The sequence below is a fragment of the Streptomyces sp. NPDC007905 genome (assembly GCF_042959345.1).
Taxonomy (GTDB): Bacteria; Actinomycetota; Actinomycetes; order Streptomycetales; family Streptomycetaceae; genus Streptomyces.
Window position 1 is genome coordinate 212661 of the sequence record NZ_JBIBKS010000010.1, and the last position, 19739, is coordinate 232399.

Consider the following 19739-nt stretch of genomic DNA (forward strand, 5'->3'; position numbering starts at 1 on the left):
GGCCGGGCCGACCACCCGGTCGTCGGGCAGGGCGCCGCCCCGCTGAAACCGCGCCGGCGGCTGCCCGTGCGCCGGGGCGGCCTCCAGCTGCACCCACTGGTGGGCGATCAGCGTCCGGGACACGGCACGGTAGGGGCCGGGCCGACCACCCGGTCGTCGGGCAGGGCGCCGCCCCGCTGAAACCGCGCCGGCGGCTGCCCGTGCGCCGGGGCGGCCTCCAGCTGCACCCGCTGGTCGGCGATCAGCGTCCGGGACACGGCGCGGTAGCGGGCGAGGACACCCTCGTCGCAACGCTCGGGGAAGCCGTACGCGACCAGGGAGGGGCTGCCCTGCTCCGCCCCGGGCGGCGCGAACCTGGCCGGGGCCAGGGGCGCGTCGTGGTCCAGTTCGAGGACGGCGAGGTCGCGGGGTCGGTGGCGCCGCCCGCCCAGCCGCCGGGCACGGCCACGGCCGCGGGCAGCCCGTCCAGGCCGGGCCGGCTGGGGAAGCTCACGGTCCCGGTGACAGGCCGCTGTCCCGGACGACGTGGGCGCAGGTCGGCACCGTGCGGCGGGTGACGAGGAAACCCGCGCCGGCCACCGCGCCCCCGTACTCGATCCGGGCGTGCCAGGCCGCGCCGCTCATGACGGGGGCGTGGGCTCCGACGCCGTCGACGCCCAGCTCAGCCGGACGACCAGCTGCCCCTCCGCCGCCCCCTTGGCGATGACCGCCCCGGCCTCAGCGCTGAGCTTCACACCGAACTCCAGCTCCACCGAGTCGGGACGCAGGTTGCCGTCCCGGAACACGCGCAGGGCGGAGTGGGCCGCCGCGCGCACTCCGCCCAGCGCGCCCTCGAAGGTACTGGCCGCCTGGGCCGCGGGGCCGCCCTCGCCGCGCGAGACGAGCCGGGTCCCGCTCGCGCCGTCCGCGGCCTCCACCACGACGACGGCGCCGTCCTCCGTGGTGAACTCCATCAGCTTGTTCATGACGCTGTCCGCCCCCCGTGCTCTTGATCCACGACCAACTCCATTGTTGCGGAAGGGGAGTGGAGCTGTCCGCCCTTCCAGCCTGGTGCTGGTGCCGCGTTGATGGGAAGCCGCCAGGGCACCTTTCCGCCAGGACCGGTCAACTCCCGGGCGACAGGCGGCACATGACACTCATCCCAGCACTCCGCGCACCAGGACGGACATCCCCGGACGAGAAGAGGCGTGCATGAGGAGAAGACCAGGCGGACGTGGTGCGGCCCTGCTGTCGGCCGGGCTTGTGATCGCCCTGTCGCCGACGGGCCCGGCGGTCGCGAAGACGGCCGTCACCGCGGACCGGCACACCCCGGGCGCCGGGACCACCGTCACCCTCGTCACCGGCGACAGGGTCACCGTCACCGACCTCGCCCACGGGAGGAAGACGGTCACCGTGCGGCGGCCCACCGGGGCCACCGGCGCGGTGCGGACGCAGATGAGCGACGGCGACATCACCGTCGTACCGGACGAGGCGCTGCCGTATCTGCGGGCCGGCACCCTGGACCGGCGGCTGTTCGACGTGAGCGGGCTGATCCGGCAGGGGCTGACGGACGCCAAGGCCGACACGCTCCCGCTGATCGTGACCTACGGCAAGGGCGCCCGCGCCGCCACCCCGGCCGGCGCCGAGCGCACCCGGACACTGCCGAGCCTGCGTGGCGCCGCCGTCGACGCGGACCGGGGACGCGCCTTCTGGCGGTCCTTCACCCGAAACGGAAGCGTCGGCAAGGTCTGGCTCGACGGGCGGGTCGAGGCCGACATGGCCGACAGCAACGCCCAGATCGGCACGCGGGCCGCCTGGGACGCGGGGCTGACCGGCAAGGGCGTCACGGTCGCCGTCCTCGACACCGGCGTCGACCCGAGCCACCCCGACCTGAAGGACCGGGTCGGTGCCACCAGGAGCTTCGTCGACGGGCAGGAGATCGCCGACCGCAACGGGCACGGCACGCACGTCACCTCCACCGTCGGCGGCAGCGGTGCCGCCTCCGACGGCAGGGAACAGGGGGTCGCGCCCGGCGCCACCCTCGCGGTCGGCAAGGTCCTCAGCGACCAGGGTTCGGGCAGCGAGTCCCAGATCATCGCGGGCATGGAGTGGGCGGCGCGGGACGTGCACGCCCGGGTGATCTCCATGAGCCTGGGCTCGACCGAGCCCAGTGACGGAACCGACCCGATGGCCCAGGCGGTGAACACCCTCTCGAAGGAGACCGGCGCCCTCTTCGTCGTCGCGGCCGGCAACACCGGCACCCCGTCCTCCATCGGCTCGCCCGCCGGCGCCGACGCGGCCCTCACCGTCGGCGCCGTGGACTCGGGCGACCAGGCGGCCTACTTCACCAGCGCCGGACCCCGCTACGGCGACAACGCCCTGAAGCCGGACATCTCCGCGCCCGGCGTCGACATCCTCGCCGCCCGCTCCCAGCTCGTCCCCGGCAGCGGCTACTACACCTCCCTGAGCGGTACGTCCATGGCGACCCCGCACGTCGCCGGAGCGGCCGCCCTGCTCGCCCAGGCCCACCCCGGCTGGAGCGGCGCGCAGCTGAAGGACGCGCTGATGTCCAGCTCGAAGCAACTCGACGCCTCCGCCTACCTGCTGGGAGCCGGGAGAGTCAGCGTTCCCGACGCGGTCGAGGCGGAGGTCACCGCCACCGGCAGCGCCGACCTCGGCTTCCACAGCCGGCCGTACGAGGCCGACAAGCCCGTCACACGGACCCTCACCTACACCAACTCGTCCGACAGCGACGTGCGGCTGAAGCTCGCCGTCCAGGGCGGCCCGGACGGTGTGGCCACCCTCGCCGACTCCGCCCTCACCGTCCCCGCGCACGGCACCGCGGCCACCACCGTCACCGGCGACGGATCGAAGGCGCCGGTCGGCGAGAGCAGCGGGCAGATCGTGGCCTCGGGGCCGGACGGCACCCCGCTCGCACACACCGTGTTCGGGCTGGTCAAGGAGGGGGAGCGGTACACGCTCACGGTCCGCGTCCTGGACCGCGACGGAGCGCCCACCGCCGCCGACCTCGCCGTGCAGCTGCTCGCCGCGGGCGAGGACGCCCAGCCGGCGCACGTCGGCGACTCCGGCACCCTGAAGCTGCGCCTGCGGCCCGGCACCTACAGCGTGGCCTCCTTCCTCGACGTGCGCGGCAGCCACGGCGCCGACTCGCTCGGCCTCGGCTTCCTCGCCGCCCCCGGGATCACCCTCGACCGCGACCGGGACGTCACCCTGGACGGAAGGACGTTGCGGGAGATCAAGGCCGACGTCGACCGGCGCACCGAGACGCGTCAACTCCTCATGGAGTACGACCGGACGGCGAACGGCGCCGACCTGTTCGGCGCGGTCCAGGTACCCCTGGCCTACGACAGCGTCTTCGCCGCGCCCACCCCGAAGGTCACGCAGGGCAATTTCGAGTACCGGACCGTGTGGCGGCTGGCCAAGCCGCTGCTGGCGGTCAAGGGGATCGGCGAGGCGACCGTACAGGCGGGCGGCACACTGATCGAGGGACGGACGAAGCTGCCGCTGGTCGACGTCGGCGACGGGCCGTTCACCGGGGTGTCCGGCAAGGCGGTGCTCGCGCGCCTCGCCGACGGCGCCGACCCGGCCGCCCTGGCCCAGGCCGCCCAGGACGCGGGCGCCAGGGCGCTGTTCGTGACGGACGACGCGCCCGGCCGGCTGATGGCCTGGTGGGGCACGGACGACAACGCCGAACGGCCCCTGCAGATCGCCACGGTGAGCCGGGCGGACGCGGCACGGCTGCGGTCGGCCGGACAGGCCGACATGACCGGCACCCGCAACTCGCCCTACGTGTACGACCTGTCCGAGGGCCACCCGGGCGCGATCCCGGACCGGGACCTCACCTACGCCCCCTCGGGACGGCAACTCGCCGCCGCGCACGTGAAGTTCCATGCCGCCGAGCCGGTGAACGGCGGTGAGTTCCGGTACTCGATCACCGGGACCTTCCCGATCGGCCTCGGCTTCCAGGAGCGCGTCGACCTGCCCGCCGAACGCACCGACTACGTGTCCACCGGTCCGGGCCAGCTGTGGCACGAGTCCGTCACCGCCCGCGACGGCGCGCTCGAGGAACGCAGCGGACTGGTGCGCTACGCCGGCGGAACCCGGCCCGAGCTGAACTGGTTCCGTCCCGTGTGGCACCCCTGGCTCGACACCGGCCTCGGCTGGGGGCAGCAACGGGCCGGGAACGAGATCCAGTTGAACACCCCCGGCTGGGGCGACTCCGGGCCCGACCACACCGGCTTCGGGGACGTGTGGAGCGAGGGCAGCGGGATGAGCCAGACCACCGCCGTCTACCTGGACGGTGCGCCGGTCGACCGGCGCACCGGCTCCGGCGTCCAGGTCCGGGACGCCCCCGCCGACGAGCACACCTACAAGGTGGTCACCGACACCGCCCTGGACGCCGGCCGCTGGCAGCCCGCCACCAGGGGCCACACCGAGTGGACCTTCCGGTCGGCGGCCACCCCGGAGGACCGCTGGACCTGCCTGCCCCTGATCAACCTCGCCTTCGACCTCGACACCGACCTCGCCGGCGAGGTGCGCGGCGGGCAGCGGACACCGGTCGGGCTCGGCGTCGAGTACGTGGCGAACGCGGCCGGCACCGGCATCCTCGGCGGCGGGCGGCTCGAGGTGTCGTACGACGACGGGGCGACCTGGCGGAAGGTCCCGCTGACCGTCGGCCGGGGTGCCTCCTGGCACGGCACGCTGACCGTGCCGCGCGACGCCGCCCGCGTCTCCCTGCGGGCCTCGGCCCACGACGACAAGGGCGGCTCGGTGACCCAGGAGATCATCCGGGCGGTGGGCGTGGAGTAGTTCAGGAGCGGGGGTGGTCCCCGGCCTCGACGACGCCCCGGACCACCCCCAGGTCCACCAGGTCCTGCGGCCGGATGCGCAGCTGCCCCGCGGTCTCCTCCACCTCCTGCGGCGGGCGCTTGAGTATGGCCGCGGCCAGTTCCGGCGCGATCACCGAGAAGTAACTGTCCGGAGTGGCCCAGGTGCTGCCCGGCGCGGCCAGCGCCAGCGCCCCGCCGGAGCCGCCCTCGCCGACGACGAGCGTGGTGATCGGCACCCGCGCGGAGGCCACCGCCCCGAACACCTCGGCGATCGCGGCCCCGGCCCCCTGCTGCTCCGCCTCGGCGTCATTGGCCGCACCCGGCGTGTCCACCAGCGTCAGCACCGGGATGTCGAGCCGGTCGGCGAGCCGGATCAGCCGGGCCGCAGTGCGATACCCGGCGGGCCGGGTCGCCGCCCCGGTCTGCGCCGCGTACGCCACGGTGCCGCCGCCCCGCTCACCGAAGCCGCACAGCATGCCGTCGGGGTCCGTACCGCCGCAGCGGTCGCCGCTGAGGGAGACCCTGTGGGTGAAGTAGGCGTCCAAGTAGTCCTGCGCGTGCGGGCGTTCGGGGGCGCGGGCACGGCGGACGGCCTCCCAGCCGGTGGCGGGGAGGGCGGCGGAGCCAAGGGCCCGCGGTGCGGGAGCCTCCCGCGCCGGGGTGGTGAGCAGCCGCAGCCACCTCCCCAGCGTGCTGCGCAGTTCCTCGGGCCGTACCACCGCGTCCGCCGACCCCGCCGCCACCTGCGCCTCGGCCGTGTAGGCGGACGGATCCGCGTCCCGTGGCCGCACCCGGGAACCCGCGAAACCCACCTGGGCGCCCGGGAGCGCCAGGATCACATCGGCTCCGGCGCCCAGGGTGGCCCAGCCACCGCCGGTCGTCGGATCCCGCAGGACCGCGATCTGCGGCAGCCCCGCCTCGCGGGTGAGCGCCGACTCACGGGCCACGCGCTGGAGTTGGGTCAGCGCGAGCATGCCCTCCTGCATCCGGCTGCCGCCGGTCGCGACCAACGGCACCACCGGGAGCCGGTGGGCCCGGGCGTGCCGGTACGCCGCCTGCAGACGGTCGCCGGTGCGCTCGCCCAGGGAGCCACCGAGGAAGCCGAACTCGAACGCGATCAGCACGGCCCGGGTGCCCCCGACGCTCGCGGTGCCGCAGACGACGGACTCCTTCTCACCGGTGCGCTCGGCGGCGCGGGCGCGCGAGGCGTCGTAACCCTGCCAGCCGAGCGGGCCGTTCACCTTCGCGTCACGTGCCGGGTCGGGGAGTTCCTCGAAGGTCTCCTCGTCCGCGACCAGCGCCAGGACCTCTCGTGCCGACAGCCGCTCAGGCATCGGCCACCAGCGCCCGCTTCATGATCTTCCCCATGTCGTTGCGGGGCAGCGCGTCCAGGTGGTGGACCACGCGCGGCCGCTTGTGCGGGGCCAGCCGCCGGGCGACGTGCTCGGCCAGTTCCTCCGCGGACGGCGGAGTTCCCGGGTCGGCCGGGACGATCCACGCCACGATCCGCTCGCCCAGGTCCGCGTCAGGCTCCCCGGTGACCGCGGCCTCCCGCACCCCCGGATGCTCCAGCAGCGCGTTCTCGATCTCGCCCGCCCCGATCTTGTAACCGCCGCTCTTGATCAGGTCGGTGGCCTTGCGCCCCACGATGCGGACATACCCGTCGCGCTCGCGCACCGCCACGTCGCCGGTGCGGAACCAGCCGTCGGCGGTGAACGCGGCGGCGGTCGCCTCGGGCCGGTTCAGGTACTCGGTGAACAGATTCGGGCCGCGCACCTGGATCTCGCCGACGGTCTCGCCGTCGTACCCGGCCACCTCGGTGCCGTCCTCCTCCACCAGCCGCAGCTCGACGCCCGGCAGCGGCACCCCGACCGTCCCGGCCCGGGCCTCGCCGTCGGCCCGCACGCTGGTGTTCATCAGCGTCTCCGTCATGCCGTACCGCTCGATCACCCGCCGACCGGTCGCGGCCAGGATCCGCTCGTGGTCGTGCACGGGCAGCGCCGCCGAGCCGGAGACCAGCAGCCGGGCCCGGGCGAGGGCCTTGGCCAGCTCCGGGTCGTCCGGGAGCGCCTCGGCGATGCGGTGGTACATCGTCGGCACCCCGAACAGCATGGTCGCGCCGTCGTTCAGCTCCCGGGCCACCCCCTCGGTGCTGAACCGCCCCAGGTGCCGCACCGAACCGCCGCGCCGCAGCGGGCCGAGCACGCCCAGTACGAGCCCGTGCACATGGAACAGGGGCAGCCCGTGTACCAGCACGTCCTCGCCGGTCCACTGCCAGGCGTCGGCGAGCGCGTCCAGGGTCGCGGCGAGGGCCCGGCGCGGGACGACCGCCCCCTTGGGCGGCCCGGTGGTGCCGGAGGTGTAGACGATCAGCGCCGGGTCGGCGTCACCGGCCCGCTCCTCGGGGACGCCGCCGGTGGCGGAGGCGTCCACGTCGAGCCGGGCCACGTGGCCGAGCGCGGAGGGGAGCTCCGCGCCGGGAGCGGCCAGGACCAGGTCCGGCGCGCTGTCGGAGACGATGTGCGCCAGTTCCTTCTCGCCCGACTTCGGGTTCAGCGGCACCGCGGCCACCGCGGCGAGCAGCGCGCCCGTCACGGCGACGGCGGTCTCCAGCTCCGGCGTCGCCCACACGGCGACCCGGCCGGCTCCGCGGATCCGCCCGGCGAGCGCACCCGCGGCACCCGCGAGTGCGCCGTACGTCAACGACCGTTCGCCGAACCGCAGGGCGACCCGCTCGCCCGGGCCGTCCGCCAGGGCGGGGAAGAGGGAGGACACGCGGCGACACTCCTTGGGGTCGGGGACTTCAGCACCTTCCTACACCAGCCGCCGCGTTCCGACGACCGTGCTCAGGTCCGCTGCCAGCCGCAGTTCGGCCGACCGCAGCGCCGGATGCCCGAGCCAGTGCAGCCGGGCCCGGTCGGCCGCACCCTCGTGCACCGGCGGCCAGCCGGTCCCCGGGGTGAAGTCGTCGACGGCGACCGTCCCGCCGCGCACCAGCAGCTTCTCGACGTCGGCCGGTGCGTCCCCGGACACCTTCCCCTGCGGGCTGTCCCGGTTCCCTGGGTGCTTGTTAGCCTCCCGGTGATCGAACCGTCGTACGACAGGGAGCCCGACGTGCCCCGTATCGCCCTCGCCACCTACGACCCCGGCACCGAGCCGAGCAAGGACGGCGACCTGCCGGTGCTGGTGCGGGCGCTGCGGGAGGCGGGGGCCGAGGCCGAGGCGCGGCACTGGGACGACCCGGACGCCGACTGGGGCGGCTACGACCTCGTCGTCATCCGCTCGACCTGGGACTACAGCTGGCGTGCCGAGGAGTTCGGGGCGTGGGTGGAGCGGGTCGGCAAGGCCACCCGCATCGCCAATCCGGCCGGGATCGTGCGCTGGAACACCGACAAGCGCTACCTCGGCGATCTCGCGGCGGCCGGTGTGCCCACCGTCCCCACCCGCTACCTCGCTCCGGGCGAGCCCGTCGGCCTGCCCACCGACCACGAGTACGTGATCAAGCCGACCTCCGGCGCGGGCGCCCGGTTCGCCGCCCGCTACACGCCCGCCGAGCACGAGACGGCCGTACGGCAGCTGGCGCGGATGCATGCGGAGGGGTTCACCGCGATGGTGCAGCCCTACGTGCGGGGCATCGACGTCAGCGGGGAGCGGGCGCTGCAGTTCTTCGGCGGCCGTCTGCTGCACGCCAGCCGCAAGGGCGCCGTGCTCGCGCCCGGCACCCCCTACGACGCCGACAAGGTCGCCCATCCCGACCTGGAGCCCTGGCAGCCGACGGATGCCGAACTGGCCGTGGCCGAGCGGGCGTTGGCGGCCGTACCCGGCGCGGCCGGGCTGCTGTACGCGCGGGTGGACCTGGTCGACGGCGAGGACGGACGGCCCAGGGTGATGGAGCTGGAGCTGGTGGAGCCGAACCTGTTCCTGTTTCTGCACCCGGACTCGCTCCCGCGCGTGACGGAGGCGATCCTGGCGGCGGCCGCACGGGACCAGGCGGCCGGAGGGGACCATGCGGCCGCACCGGACCAGGCGGCCGGACGGGACTAGAACGTCCCGCCCCCGGCCGTGGCCCGGCAGGCCTCGGCGTACGCCCGGACCAGTGGCCGTCCCTCGTCCTCGCGGCGCCAGGCCAGGGCGCGACCAGGTCCGCGAGGACGTCACCACCTGGGAGAAGCAGGCCAGGGCGCCGGCTTCGACGCCTGAGACGGCCGGGCGGTTCAGGTGCGGACCGCCGTGCGCTGCAGCAGCCCCCAGGTGAACTCGGCGACCACCTCGTGCCGTGCCCCGTCCCGGTCGGGGGCGGTGAGGGCCAGCCCCCAGCGGGTGGGCGCCGTGCCCTCCAGCGGGCGGGCGGGGGCGAAGGCACGGGCGGCCTCGTCCACCGTGCACGACCACGGGGTGAGGTCCTCCAGGGTGCGCAGGACCGGGGCCGGCGCACCCGGCGCCCGCACCAGCCACTCGTTCCAGACCGCGCCGTCGGGGGAGACCAGCACCTCGAAGCGCAGCTCGGGCCACAGGGGCAGCGCCCACTGCCGGGCCTCGCAGTCGACGTCCCCGAGGCGGCGCCGGACGACGGCCGCGGGCTCGCCGAGGACCGACCGGTAGCGGGCGGCGGCGGACCGCGACCTCGGGGACCGGACCATCGCCTGCCAGCGCTTGTTGGCCTCCCGCATGTCAGCGATCGACGCGCCCAGTTCGCGCCGGGCGTCCTCGACCAGGCCCGGATTGTGGTCGGCCATGCGGCGCAGCAGCACCAGCTGGAAGTCGAGATGCATGCACTGATGGTGCCCGGCTCGCTCCGGCCCATTGCCCGCGCAACCTTCGATGACTAGCCTTTGTTCGCCATGCCGATCGTCTGTTGAAATCTCGAACACAGGCGCTGAGACCCAAGGGAGGGGCCGGACGTGGGACGCCTCGTGCCTGCCGTGACCCGAGCTCTGGACATTCTTGAGCTGTTCCTCGACGGGGACGGGACGCTCTCCGCCCCCGACATCGTGCGCAAGCTGCAGCTGCCGCGCACCACCGTGCATGAGCTGGTCACCACGCTCGCCGCACGCTCGTACATCGTGCCCGTGCCGGGAGAGCCCGGACGGTACCGGCTCGGCGTACGGCCGTACCAGCTCGGCAGCCGCTACGCCGAGCAGCTCGACCTCGCGGCCGAGGGGCAGCAGGTGGCCCGCTCGGTGGCGGAGACCTGCGACGAGACGGTTCACGTGGCCATCCTCGAGGGCACCGACGTCATCTACATCGCCAAGGTCGACTCCACGCACGCGGTGCGCATGGTCTCGGCCGCGGGCCGCCGCCTCCCCGCGCACTGCACCTCCGTCGGCAAGATGCTGCTGGCCTCGCTGCCGGAGCAGGAGCTGGCGGCGCGGATACCGGACGGCGCCGAGCTGACCGCCATGACCCCGAACAGCATCACCGATCCCGCCGCGCTGCGCGAGGCCCTGGCCGGGATCAGGCAGCGGGGCATCGCGTTGGAGAGCCGTGAGTCCAACCCGGACGTGTCCTGCGTGGCCGCCCCGGTGCACGACCGGGCCGGGCACGTGGTCGCCGCCCTGTCCATCTCGGTCCCCATGATCCGGTGGAGCGACGAGCGCCGGGCGGAGCTGGAGCAACTGGCAGCGAAGGGTGCGGCGGAGCTGTCGGAGCGACTGGGCCACCGGAGCGTGGCATGACGGCCTACGAGGTCGCCGTGCGCGCGCAGGCGGCGCTCGGCGAGGGGCCGACCTGGGACCCGGCGACGGGCCGCCTCGTCTGGCTGGACATCCTGGGCATGCGCGTACACACCTACGACCCCTCGTCGGGGCGTCGTACGGCCCGTACCACCGAGCAGCACGTCGGCGCGGCCAAGCCCCGTGCGGGCGGCGGCCTGGTGCTGAACCTGAGGGACGGCGTCGGCCTGCTCGATCCCGACGACACCTTCCGCTGGCTGCACCACGAGCCCGTCCCCGGGCGCCGCGCCAACGACGCGGCCGTCGCCCCCGACGGATCCCTCTGGGCGGGCACGATGCGCTACGACGAGGCGACGGGGGGCGGCACGCTGTCCCGTCTGACCGGCGACGGAGACGTGCGAACGATCCTCTCCGATGTCACGGTCAGCAACGGCACCGGCTGGAGCCCGGACGGCAGCCTGATGTACTACGCCGACACGCCGACCCGGCGGGTGGACGTCTTCGACCACGACGGCGGGGTCGTCCGCAACCGCCGCCGGCTGACGGAGATCGAGGAGGGCGCGGGCTTCCCGGACGGCCTGACGGTCGACGCGGAGGGCTGCGTGTGGGTGGCCCTGTGGGACGGGGGAGCGGTCCGCCGCTACACGCCGTCCGGCGAGCTGGACCGGGTGATCTCCCTGCCCACCCCGCGTACGACGGCCTGCGCGTTCGGCGGCCCGGACCTGACCGACCTGTACGTCACGACGGCCCGCACGGGGCTGCCGGCCCCGCATCCCCTGTCGGGCTCGGTGCTGGTGGTCCCGGGCGCGGGGAAGGGACTGCCGCAACCGGCGTTCTCGGGCTGAGCGATGCCGTGGCTGCGGCGGATGGGGTGCCCTCCGGCCGACGGCGCCGCAGTTCCCCCGGGGGGCGCGGGGAACTGCGCGACCGGCCCCCACGCACCCGCAGCCGGAGCCGGTCCCCACGCACCGCGACCTCGCCCGCGACGGCCGACCCCCGCCTACAGCACCCCCGCAGCCTTCCGCTCCTCCACCGTCAGCGGCGGAGCACTGAGCGCGGGCTTCAACGGCCCCACCGCGGCAGCGAGCACCACGCTCGGTGCCAGCAGCGCCTGCGCCCCCCGCTCCAGGGCCGTCACGTCGGTGACCCTGCGGGCGATGCGGCCGTTGCCCGTGGCGGTGCGCAGCAGGCGGCCGAGGTAGGCGGACAGCAGGCGGTCCCGCAGGGTGGGGCCCGTCTTGGTGGCGCCGGGGTAGAAGACGTCCGCCCCGATCGCGAGGTCCCAGGCCGCCCGGACCGTCCGACCCACCGCCTGCTGGACCCGCCGGGACAGGCCCGGGGAGCCGAGTCCGCGACGGCGGATCACATCCCGCAGAGCCAGGGCGGATTGGGCCGAGACGGCCATCCCGTGGCCGTACACCGGGTTCAGCGCGCACACGGCGTCCCCGAGGACCGCGAAGTTCTCCGGCCACACCGGCATCGTCTCGTAGAAGTAGCGGCGGTTCGCGGTGGTCCGGGTGACGGCCACCTCCGTCAGCGGCTCCGCGTTCGCCAGCAGCTCCCCGATGAGCGGGTGACGCAGCTCCTCGCACGCGTACCGGGTGAAGTCGGCGGCCGTGGCCGGCAGTCCGTCGTTTCTGCCGCCGAACAGCGTGACCATCCACTTGCCGTCCTCCACCGGCATCAGCACACCCCCGCGCCCGGTCCCCGCGCCCCGCGGATCGGGCTCGATGTTGACGACCGGGAACCCCTCCCGCGCCTGCTCCGGCGCCCGGAACAGCCGGCTGGCGTACACCAGGCCCGAGGCGACCTCGCGCCGCTCCGGCCCGGGCAGGCCCAGTTCGGTCAGCCAGTGGGGGGCCCGGGAGCCGCGGCCCGTGGCGTCCACGACCAGGTCGGCCGCCAGGGTGCGCTCGATGTCGTCGTGGGGCCGGATCCGTACCCCGGTCACCGTCGCGCGCGTACCCGCGAGACCGACCGCCTCGGCCCGCTGCACCAGCTCGATGTCCCCCTCGGCCAGCACCAGTTGCCGTACCACCCAGTCCAGCAGGTCCCGGCTGGCCGGCAGCATGAACGCCGACTCGGCCCACCGCCGGTACCAGCCGTGCGGCGACAGCGCCACCATGTCCGTGGTCATCGGCACCCGGCTCACCCCGGCCGCCCGCAGCCGCCCGATCGCCCCGGGCAGCAGCTGCTCCAGCGCCCGCGCCCCACCCGACCACAGCTGGTGCACGTGCCGGGCCTGCGGCAGCCCCTGACGCGGCTCGGGCCCCGTGGGCAGCGCGTCCCGCTCGACGACGGTCACCCGGGCGCCCGTCGAGGCCAGGGCGCGGGCCGCGAGCAGGCCGGCGAGGGAGCCGCCGAGCACGACGGCGGCGGGCTTGCGTTCACTCATGTACGGCAACGCTCTCTGCTGGGGCGGCCGCACGCGCGCGGACCGCCTCGATGTCGTCGGGACGGCGCAGGGCTCGGGAGACGGCCCCGATCTCCTGGAGCAGGCTCGTGGTGTCGGGGCCGGCGGCGGCCTCGGGCGGCTCCGGGCCACGGTTCCTCGCCTCGATCGCGTCGAGGATGCTCACCGCGGCCGCCAGCGCCCGCGCCCGCTCCGGCGGATGCCCGAGGCCGAGCGCGGCGTCGTACGACCGCCTGCCCAGACCGGTGTCGATGTGCCGGGCCAGCGGCAGCAGCACGTCCCGGATGAACGTCTCGCGCCGGGTCAGCCGCAGCTCGGGCGTGGCCCGCAGCACGAACGGCACGCCCTCCCCGCTCGTGGACCACATCAGCTGGTACAGCGGCCGCAGTTCGCGGTGGGCGAGCCGGACCCGCCAGCGGGCGTGCAGGTACTGGCCGGCGTGCGGAAGGATGAAGCCGACCGCGATCAGGATGGCGGACAGCGCGGCGATGGGCGGGGCGAGGTGGGTGCTCAGCCAGTCCAGGTTCTGCCCGCACCAGCGCGCGGCGACCGCGATCAGTTTGGACGCGTCGAAGATCAGGTTCAGCACATAGCCGGCGCCGAGCAGCTTCAGCCCCCAGCGCAGCCAGGCGTCCAGGCCCTCGGTGCGCACCCAGTTCCAGATCAGCTTGGAGGTGATCAGGCAGGCCGCGGCGTGCGCGACGAGGTAGAGCAGGATCTCCTCGCGCATGAACGGGGTGGTGGCGTAGTACGTGTCCAGGTCCCGCAGCCGCTCCTCGGGCGCGTCGGCGAGCAGGAACAGCACCCACAGCGCGACGACCACCCCGGAGTAGACCGAGATCACCCACCGCATCGCGCGGCGGGTGGCGGCCGAGCGGTCCGACAGGCCGTTGCGCCAGGTGATGATCAGCAGCAGGCAGGATCCGCAGAACGCGGTGATCAGCGAATAGCACCAGGGCGCCGAGACGTTGGGCACGCCGGTGAGCCGGTTGACGGCGGCGATCGTGGAGGGCGTGCAGAACACGAACACCGCGCAGGCGAGCAGCAGCAGCCCGCCGACCGCGCGCAGCAGCGGGTCCCGCCACAGCCGGATGATCGTGGGCAGCTTGATCACCAGGGCCGCGGTGAGCACGGCGGTGGGGATCCAGAAGGAGATGTAGAACTCGCTGAGGAAGTCCGACGGGTCGAGCGCCAGCAGGGTCACCGAGCGGCTCCTCGGCGTCCGCGATAGCCGAGTGAGCGTTGGACGGGGTCGAGGGGTGTGCCGGGTCCGGTGCCGTCGAGACAGGGCCGGAACAGGGTGGCGAGGCGGTGGCCGAAGTCGTCGGCCTCGGCCTCGTCCGCCGCCCGGGAGCCGTTGCGGGCGGCCACCGTCAGCACCATGTCCCGCCGGCGGGGCTCGCCGGCGAACGCGCGGGCCGCCGCCGCCCCGGCCAGGTGGTGGTGCCGGTGCCCGGCGTGCAGATGCCACAACTCGTGCCCGAGGATGACCAGTTGCTGCACGGCCTCGGCGCGCTCCTCCACGATGACCAGGTCGAAGTCCTGGAACTCCACCCACAGGCCGGTGACCTCGATCTCGTCCGGGAAGCGCTCGAAGCGCAGCTCCACCGGCCGCCCGGCCCGCCGTGCGCTCATCTCCTCGCACAGCGCCCGGCACAGGTCCCGTACGCCGTCCGGCGCCTGCGGCCGTGCGCGGACGGCGGCGGCGAGGTCGGCGGCCAGGGAACGCATCGCCGAGCCCGGACGGGAGCCGCGCAGCCGTGCGGCCAGCCGTGCCGCCCGCTCTCGCGCGCCCGCGATGGTCATCGTTCCCCCTTCTCACCGCCGGTGTGCGGCTCGTCCGAGCGTACGCGCCTGGATGTGTTCGCGTCATGCGATCCAACGACCGTTGTTCAAGGGCTAACCACCTATGAGCTCTGCCCGGCCCATGGACGCGCAAGCGCTTCGAATCCACGGTTCCGTTCGAAGTTACGGGCGTTGTCCGACTCCGAGCCGGGCCTGACGGCAGACGACGTTCCACCCGTTCGCGCGGACCTCCCGGTACGGCCGCGGTGAGGTCCTCGACGTCCGGGTGGACTCGCCGACGTACGACACGAAGAAGTACGGCGGGACGGACCTGCTGCACGCCACCGCCGTCCATGCGCAGGACGGCACGGTCACCGTCTGCGCCGTCAACCGCAGCCGCACCGAGTCGCTGCCGCTCGAAGTCGCCCTCAACGGGCTCGGCCTGACGGCCGTCACGGAGCACAGCGCCCTGGCGGACGCCGACCCCGATGCCCGCACACCCTGGACGACCCCGAGCGGGTCACTCCGCACCCGGTCGAGGGCACCGCCGTGGAGGACGGCACCCTCACCGCGGTACTGGAGCCGCTGTCCTGGAACGTGATCAGGCCGGCGTAGGACGCCGGCTCAGTGGCCGGGGGAGGGCACCGGGGTCACCGGTACTCCTCCGGCCGCCCGGCCCAGCAGGGTCAGCTGGACCTTCCCCGGCCCGGACAGCGTGGTGAGCTCCGAAAGGACCGCCAGCGCGAGGGTGTTGGTGCCCCGGGTGCGCAGGATGCCGTTCGGCAGGACGAAGGTGTGCTGCGGGCCGACGTTGTTGATGTACTGGCCCATGTTCCAGCCGTTGAGGAAGATCTGCGCCCGGTAGGCCCGGTAGGGGTCGTCCTCCAGGGTCAGGCCGACCGAGGCGTCGATGTCGGCCGGCACGGACAGCCGGAAGGTCGTCCGGTACCAGGTCACACCCTGGCGCCGCTCGGCCCGCGGGAAGGTCACCGCCTCCCAGTCCCGGTCGGGGAAGCCGGGCAGGTGCCAGCCCTGCCGCTCGCCGTACAGGCCGCCGTTGTTCAGCGGCCCGCGCACCGGGTCCGGTGCCGCCTCGCCCTGGATCCGCCACGTCACCTTCGGCGAGGCACCCTTGAAGAGGGCGGCGGTCAGCCCGCGCGCCACCTTGTGGGTGTCCAGCGCCTTGCCGTCCTGGTCGTGCTGCATGCGCCGGACCAGGACCGACAGCACGTGCCGGCCGGGCGAGCGCAGCCGCTCGTCCACCGGGAAGACGGCCGTGGCGTCCCAGCTGCCCTTGCGGACCGTGGTGTTCCTGTCCGGCACGGGCATCCGGTGGGCGCCCAGCGGCTGCCCGTCCAGCCACGCCATCAGCAGGCCCTGGGTGCCGGTGGTGTAGGCGAGCGAGACCTCCTCGATGGCGGAGGAGTCGGTGAACGTGCCCCGGTACCAGACGTCTCCGTAGTGGAATCCGTAGTCGTCGGCGAACAGCACGGGCTGGTCCCGGGGAACCGGAGTGACGCTGTACGACGACGTCCGGTCGGCCGCCTTCCACGAGGAGTCGTTGAAGTTCGGTCCCGCTTCCGGGTTCTCCGTCCGCATGCGCCAGCCGCCCAGCGCGGGCAGCCGCACCTGCGGCACGGAGGGCAGCAGTCCGGTGGTCATCAGGCTTCCGGACACGGTGACCCGGGTCGGCACCTTCCGCCCGTTCCACACCAGGCTCGTCATCCCGCGCGGCCCCCACACCTCGACGCTGGTCTCCCCGGTCACGTCACCGGTCAAGTGAACCTCGGAGCCGCGCAGTTCGGCGTGGCGCAGCAGCGCCGGGCCGTACACCAGCAGGGTGCCGGACGGGGTGTCGTACGGGAACACGCGCACGGCGGTGGCGTCGTCGGCGAAGAGCAGCAGCAGCGGGGTCTCGCTCTCACCCTTCTCGACCAGGACGCGGGTGAGGCCGCCCTGGCCGAGGGGCGCGTTGACGTGCAGCTCGTTGCTGTCGTACGCCCAGGCGGCCTCAGGGTCGAGCCGGGTGACGTACGGCTCCACCGGGCACTTCAGGACCAGGTCCGCCATGTCGTCCCGGCGCCCCGAGAACACGGCGATCTCCAGCCGCCCGGCCGTCAGGTACATCATGGGCTGCGCGGTGGAGTACTTCAGCGTCCGCTTGCCGAGGCGGAGTCCGGTGGTCAGCATGCGGGCGTCGCGCGCGGGCACGGTGATCCGCAGGTGCCCGGCGGCGGTCGGCAGGTCGGTGGTGACCGGCTCGGTGCCGTCGTTGCGGGCCACGTACACATGGGTGCCGGTGTCCGGGTTGGTCAGGTGGTAGACCTTCAGCCCCTCGGCCGTGACGTCCGCCGCCCTGTCCAGCCGGGCGAAGTCGGGCACGCGCTGCAGCAGGTGCCCGAGCTGGTGCATCGGGGCGATCTTGTCGGTGACGTTGCGCCCCTCGTCGATCGCCGCACCGTAGTCGTACGAGGTGTAGACGACGGGCGCCGGCAGCCACCCCCACGACGTCCCGCCGAACGTCATGTACACGTTGTGCAGGGTGATCCCGTTGGCCAGGTTGGTGAGGTGGAAACGGCGCTCGTAGGCCGCGTCCCGGGTGCGCCGCGACTCGGCGTACCCCTTGCCGTCGAACCAGGACCCGCCCCACGGATCGAACCAGCCACCCCCGAACTCCGGCACGAACCCGGGTGTGCGCGGCGAGGCGGTGGCCCCGCCCGTCGGCCCACCGGGCCCGAAGCGGCCCCAGTCCGGCGGGGTCTGGGACGGCGACGGATACCCGTCGAAGCCGTACAGCCAGCCGCCCTTCTCCCCACCGGTGTCGAAGGATCCCGGCACCCAGTGGCCGTTGCGCCCCTTGTCGTTGTGGAAGAGGGGAACGTCGATCCCGTCGTTCCGGACCTTCTTGTACAGATGGGACATGTAGTCCCGGCCGGTCGGCTCCGTGACGTGGGCGTCGTACTCGTTCTCGATCTGGTAGAGCAGGATCGTGCCCTTGCCCTGGGTGAACAGGTGCCGGCGGGCGATCCGGTTCACCTCGGTCAGCCACTCGTCGACGTGCGCCAGATAGGTCGGATCGGCGGTACGGGCCGTTCCCTTCGTCACCGTCAGCCAGCCCGGGAAGCCGCCGCCGTCGATCTCGGCGTTGATGTACGGGCCGGGCCGCAGGATGACGTACAGGCCGGTCTCGGCGGCCGTGCGCAGGAACAGGTCGAGATCCCGGACGCCGGAGAAGTCGTACCGGCCGGGTGCGGGGGAGTGGTAGTTCCAGGACACGTAGATGCTCACGGCGTTGTAGCCGTGCGCCCGCATCTTCTGCAGCACGTCCCGCCACAGGGACGGGCTCGGCAGCCGGAAGGGGTGCATCTCGCCGGACCACACGACCAGCCGCCTGCCGTCCACCAGCAGCGAGTAGTCGTCGTAGCCGATGGTGTGGCGCTCGCCGTCGGCGCTCGGCGGAGCGGGCGCCGGACCGGTCGGCACGCTGCGTGCCGCGTACGCCGAAGGTGCCCCGGGGCCGCCGCTGCCGCCCAGGGCGAAGCCGAGCGCGGTCGAGCCGGCCAGGGCACTGAAGGTACGTCTGCTGAGCGCCAAGGTGGATCCTCCCGGGCGATCTTACGGGGGCGCGGTCCAGCCATTCTCCATGGAGATACGCCCCACAATGGACCCATGAGGATCTCGGCGCGGGCGGATTACGCGGTACGGGCGGTGCTGGAGCTGGCCGTACGGCAGGGTGACGGCCCGGTGAAGACAGAGGAAATCGCCGCTGTCCAGGACATTCCGCACAAGTTCCTGGAAGGCATCCTGGGCGACCTCCGACGTGCCGGAGTCGTCGACAGCCGGCGCGGCGGGGGTGGCGGCTACCGGCTGGCCCGGGCCGCGGCCGCGATCACCGTGGCGGACGTCATCCGGGCGGTGGACGGCCCGATCGTGTCGGTCCGGGGGGAACGCCCGACGGGCCTCGCCTACACGGGGACGGCCCAGCCGCTCCTGCCGCTCTGGATCGCCCTGCGCGCCAATGTCCGCCGCATCCTGGAGGGCGTCACCCTCGCCGACCTCGCGGCGGACGCACTGCCCGAGCCGGTACGGGCACTGGCGGCGGAGCCGACGGCGTGGGAGAACCCCTGAGTGAAAACCCCGTTGTGAATGGCCGGAGTTCGCCCTCCCGGGGTGGAGCGGGGGTTCCTACGATTCCCCACACCTCCCCCGCCTTCACAGGTTCCACACAGATTCTTCAACGTTGAACGGACGGACCGGAGGCTGAACCCCCCACTCGACAACCTGGAGAAACCATGGCTGGTGGACTCCTGCTGAGCGGTGCCGTAGCCGCTCTGCTCACCACCGCGATACCGGCTTCCAGCTCCTCTCCCGTCTTCGACGACCCGCCCCCGGACAAGATCGTGATCGATGTCGCCACGGTGAACGGCTCGGGCTGTCCCGCGGGCACGGCCGCCGTGGCCGTCTCCCCGGACAACACGGCCTTCACGGTGACCTACAGCGACTACCTCGCCCAGGCCGGCGGCAACTCCGACCCGACGGCCTTCCGCAAGAACTGCCAGCTCAACCTGGTCGTACACGTCCCGCAGGGCTTCACCTACGCGGTCGCCAGCGCGGACTACCGGGGCTTCCTCGCGCTCCAGCAGGGCGCGACCGGCACGCAGAAGGCGTCGTACTACTTCCAGGGCTCCTCCAACACGGCGGCGAAGACCCACCCGTTCTCCGGCCCCTACAACGACGACTGGCAGGCCACCGACAGCACCGACTGGGCGCAACTGGTCTGGGCGCCCTGCGGAGTCCTGCGCAACTTCAACATCAACACCGAGCTGCGGGTGAACGCGGGCACCGCGAACCCCGGCAAGGTCAGCTTCATGACGATGGACTCGACCGACGGGGACATCAGCACGGTGTACCACCTGGCGTGGAAGGAGTGCCCCCGCAAGTAGGCGGGTCAGGCGGTGGGTGTGAGTGGTGCATCTGCTCCCGGCGCCGGGGCCGACGCACCACTCATGCCCAGGAGAGCCGACCAGGCGGTGGGCAGAG

General features: G+C 73.6%; 16 protein-coding genes and 1 pseudogene. 7 read left to right on the forward strand and 10 right to left on the reverse strand.

Annotated features, from left to right (window positions below):
* Positions 1 to 489: 489 nt before the first annotated feature.
* Both ACFZDC_RS19845 and ACFZDC_RS19850 read right to left on the reverse strand, forming a co-directional pair.
* The gene (locus ACFZDC_RS19845) at positions 490 to 624 is read right to left on the reverse strand and encodes a hypothetical protein (RefSeq protein ID WP_391325444.1); all 135 of its coding nucleotides are present in this window, start codon (positions 622 to 624) and stop codon (positions 490 to 492) included.
* A complete protein-coding gene (locus tag ACFZDC_RS19850) occupies positions 621 to 965 on the reverse strand; it encodes a CU044_2847 family protein (RefSeq protein ID WP_391325446.1) in 345 nt (114 codons plus the stop codon). Before ACFZDC_RS19850 ends, ACFZDC_RS19845 begins: the two co-directional genes overlap by 4 nt.
* A gap of 226 nt (positions 966 to 1191) precedes the next feature.
* On the opposite strand from ACFZDC_RS19850, the gene ACFZDC_RS19855 reads away from it, so the two are divergent.
* Positions 1192 to 4809: a S8 family serine peptidase gene (locus ACFZDC_RS19855; RefSeq protein WP_391325448.1), complete on the forward strand. Its 3618-nt coding sequence runs from the start codon at positions 1192 to 1194 to the stop codon at positions 4807 to 4809.
* Between the two features lies 1 nt (position 4810).
* Here the strand turns inward: ACFZDC_RS19855 and ACFZDC_RS19860 are convergent, their stop codons facing one another.
* The 3 genes from ACFZDC_RS19860 to ACFZDC_RS19870 are packed head-to-tail and all read right to left on the reverse strand — an operon-like array spanning position 4811 to position 7862.
* A complete protein-coding gene (locus ACFZDC_RS19860; RefSeq protein ID WP_391325450.1) occupies positions 4811 to 6163 on the reverse strand; it encodes a carboxyl transferase domain-containing protein in 1353 nt (450 codons plus the stop codon).
* The gene (locus tag ACFZDC_RS19865) at positions 6156 to 7604 is read right to left on the reverse strand and encodes an AMP-binding protein (RefSeq protein ID WP_391325452.1); all 1449 of its coding nucleotides are present in this window, start codon (positions 7602 to 7604) and stop codon (positions 6156 to 6158) included. Before ACFZDC_RS19865 ends, ACFZDC_RS19860 begins: the two co-directional genes overlap by 8 nt.
* 39 nt (positions 7605 to 7643) lie before the next feature.
* Positions 7644 to 7862, reverse strand: coding sequence for a hypothetical protein (locus tag ACFZDC_RS19870; RefSeq protein ID WP_391325454.1), 219 nt, complete (start codon positions 7860 to 7862; stop codon positions 7644 to 7646).
* An 81-nt stretch (positions 7863 to 7943) separates the two neighbouring features.
* Between ACFZDC_RS19870 and ACFZDC_RS19875 the strand changes: the two genes are divergently transcribed.
* Positions 7944 to 8873: a RimK family alpha-L-glutamate ligase gene (locus tag ACFZDC_RS19875; protein ID WP_391325456.1), complete on the forward strand. Its 930-nt coding sequence runs from the start codon at positions 7944 to 7946 to the stop codon at positions 8871 to 8873.
* A gap of 170 nt (positions 8874 to 9043) precedes the next feature.
* Here the strand turns inward: ACFZDC_RS19875 and ACFZDC_RS19880 are convergent, their stop codons facing one another.
* Complete coding sequence (locus tag ACFZDC_RS19880) at positions 9044 to 9601, reverse strand: hypothetical protein (protein WP_391325458.1); 558 nt, start codon at positions 9599 to 9601, stop codon at positions 9044 to 9046.
* A gap of 129 nt (positions 9602 to 9730) precedes the next feature.
* On the opposite strand from ACFZDC_RS19880, the gene ACFZDC_RS19885 reads away from it, so the two are divergent.
* The gene (locus ACFZDC_RS19885; protein ID WP_391325460.1) at positions 9731 to 10504 is read left to right on the forward strand and encodes an IclR family transcriptional regulator C-terminal domain-containing protein; all 774 of its coding nucleotides are present in this window, start codon (positions 9731 to 9733) and stop codon (positions 10502 to 10504) included.
* The gene (locus tag ACFZDC_RS19890) at positions 10501 to 11346 is read left to right on the forward strand and encodes an SMP-30/gluconolactonase/LRE family protein (RefSeq protein WP_391325462.1); all 846 of its coding nucleotides are present in this window, start codon (positions 10501 to 10503) and stop codon (positions 11344 to 11346) included. The genes ACFZDC_RS19885 and ACFZDC_RS19890 overlap by 4 nt, the downstream gene beginning before the upstream one ends.
* A 155-nt stretch (positions 11347 to 11501) precedes the next feature.
* Here ACFZDC_RS19890 and ACFZDC_RS19895 read toward each other — a convergent pair whose 3' ends face one another.
* From ACFZDC_RS19895 to ACFZDC_RS19905, 3 genes are read right to left on the reverse strand one after another with little or no spacing between them, the layout of a single operon-like run.
* A complete protein-coding gene (locus ACFZDC_RS19895; protein WP_391325464.1) occupies positions 11502 to 12896 on the reverse strand; it encodes an FAD-dependent monooxygenase in 1395 nt (464 codons plus the stop codon).
* The gene (locus ACFZDC_RS19900; RefSeq protein ID WP_391325466.1) at positions 12889 to 14118 is read right to left on the reverse strand and encodes an MAB_1171c family putative transporter; all 1230 of its coding nucleotides are present in this window, start codon (positions 14116 to 14118) and stop codon (positions 12889 to 12891) included. Before ACFZDC_RS19900 ends, ACFZDC_RS19895 begins: the two co-directional genes overlap by 8 nt.
* A complete protein-coding gene (locus ACFZDC_RS19905) occupies positions 14115 to 14720 on the reverse strand; it encodes a toxin-antitoxin system, toxin component family protein (RefSeq protein WP_391325468.1) in 606 nt (201 codons plus the stop codon). Before ACFZDC_RS19905 ends, ACFZDC_RS19900 begins: the two co-directional genes overlap by 4 nt.
* Before the next feature lie 196 nt (positions 14721 to 14916).
* Between ACFZDC_RS19905 and ACFZDC_RS19910 the strand changes: the two are divergent.
* A pseudogene (locus ACFZDC_RS19910) lies at positions 14917 to 15314 on the forward strand (alpha-L-arabinofuranosidase C-terminal domain-containing protein); the annotation flags it as partial.
* Positions 15315 to 15323: 9 nt separating this feature from the next.
* On the opposite strand, the gene ACFZDC_RS19915 reads toward ACFZDC_RS19910, so the two are convergent.
* Positions 15324 to 18293, reverse strand: a complete 2970-nt coding sequence (locus ACFZDC_RS19915) for a beta-galactosidase (RefSeq protein WP_391325470.1) — start codon at positions 18291 to 18293, stop codon at positions 15324 to 15326.
* A 75-nt stretch (positions 18294 to 18368) separates the two neighbouring features.
* Between ACFZDC_RS19915 and ACFZDC_RS19920 the strand changes: the two genes are divergently transcribed.
* A complete protein-coding gene (locus ACFZDC_RS19920; protein WP_391325472.1) occupies positions 18369 to 18827 on the forward strand; it encodes an Rrf2 family transcriptional regulator in 459 nt (152 codons plus the stop codon).
* A gap of 164 nt (positions 18828 to 18991) precedes the next feature.
* The gene (locus tag ACFZDC_RS19925) at positions 18992 to 19642 is read left to right on the forward strand and encodes a DUF4360 domain-containing protein (protein WP_391325474.1); all 651 of its coding nucleotides are present in this window, start codon (positions 18992 to 18994) and stop codon (positions 19640 to 19642) included.
* The last annotated feature ends 97 nt before the right edge of the window (positions 19643 to 19739 follow it).

Excerpts from the sequence above, each read along its gene's own strand:
- ACFZDC_RS19880 (WP_391325458.1), bottom strand. The coding sequence starts at position 9,601 with ATGCATCTCGACTTCCAGCTGGTGCTGCTGCGCCGCATGGCCGACCAC.
- ACFZDC_RS19925 (WP_391325474.1), top strand. The coding sequence starts at position 18,992 with ATGGCTGGTGGACTCCTGCTGAGCGGTGCCGTAGCCGCTCTGCTCACC.
- ACFZDC_RS19855 (WP_391325448.1), top strand. The coding sequence starts at position 1,192 with ATGAGGAGAAGACCAGGCGGACGTGGTGCGGCCCTGCTGTCGGCCGGG.
- ACFZDC_RS19860 (WP_391325450.1), bottom strand. The coding sequence starts at position 6,163 with ATGCCTGAGCGGCTGTCGGCACGAGAGGTCCTGGCGCTGGTCGCGGAC.
- ACFZDC_RS19905 (WP_391325468.1), bottom strand. The coding sequence starts at position 14,720 with ATGACCATCGCGGGCGCGCGAGAGCGGGCGGCACGGCTGGCCGCACGG.
- ACFZDC_RS19845 (WP_391325444.1), bottom strand. The coding sequence starts at position 624 with ATGAGCGGCGCGGCCTGGCACGCCCGGATCGAGTACGGGGGCGCGGTG.
- ACFZDC_RS19920 (WP_391325472.1), top strand. The coding sequence starts at position 18,369 with ATGAGGATCTCGGCGCGGGCGGATTACGCGGTACGGGCGGTGCTGGAG.
- ACFZDC_RS19850 (WP_391325446.1), bottom strand. The coding sequence starts at position 965 with ATGAACAAGCTGATGGAGTTCACCACGGAGGACGGCGCCGTCGTCGTG.
- ACFZDC_RS19890 (WP_391325462.1), top strand. The coding sequence starts at position 10,501 with ATGACGGCCTACGAGGTCGCCGTGCGCGCGCAGGCGGCGCTCGGCGAG.
- ACFZDC_RS19895 (WP_391325464.1), bottom strand. The coding sequence starts at position 12,896 with ATGAGTGAACGCAAGCCCGCCGCCGTCGTGCTCGGCGGCTCCCTCGCC.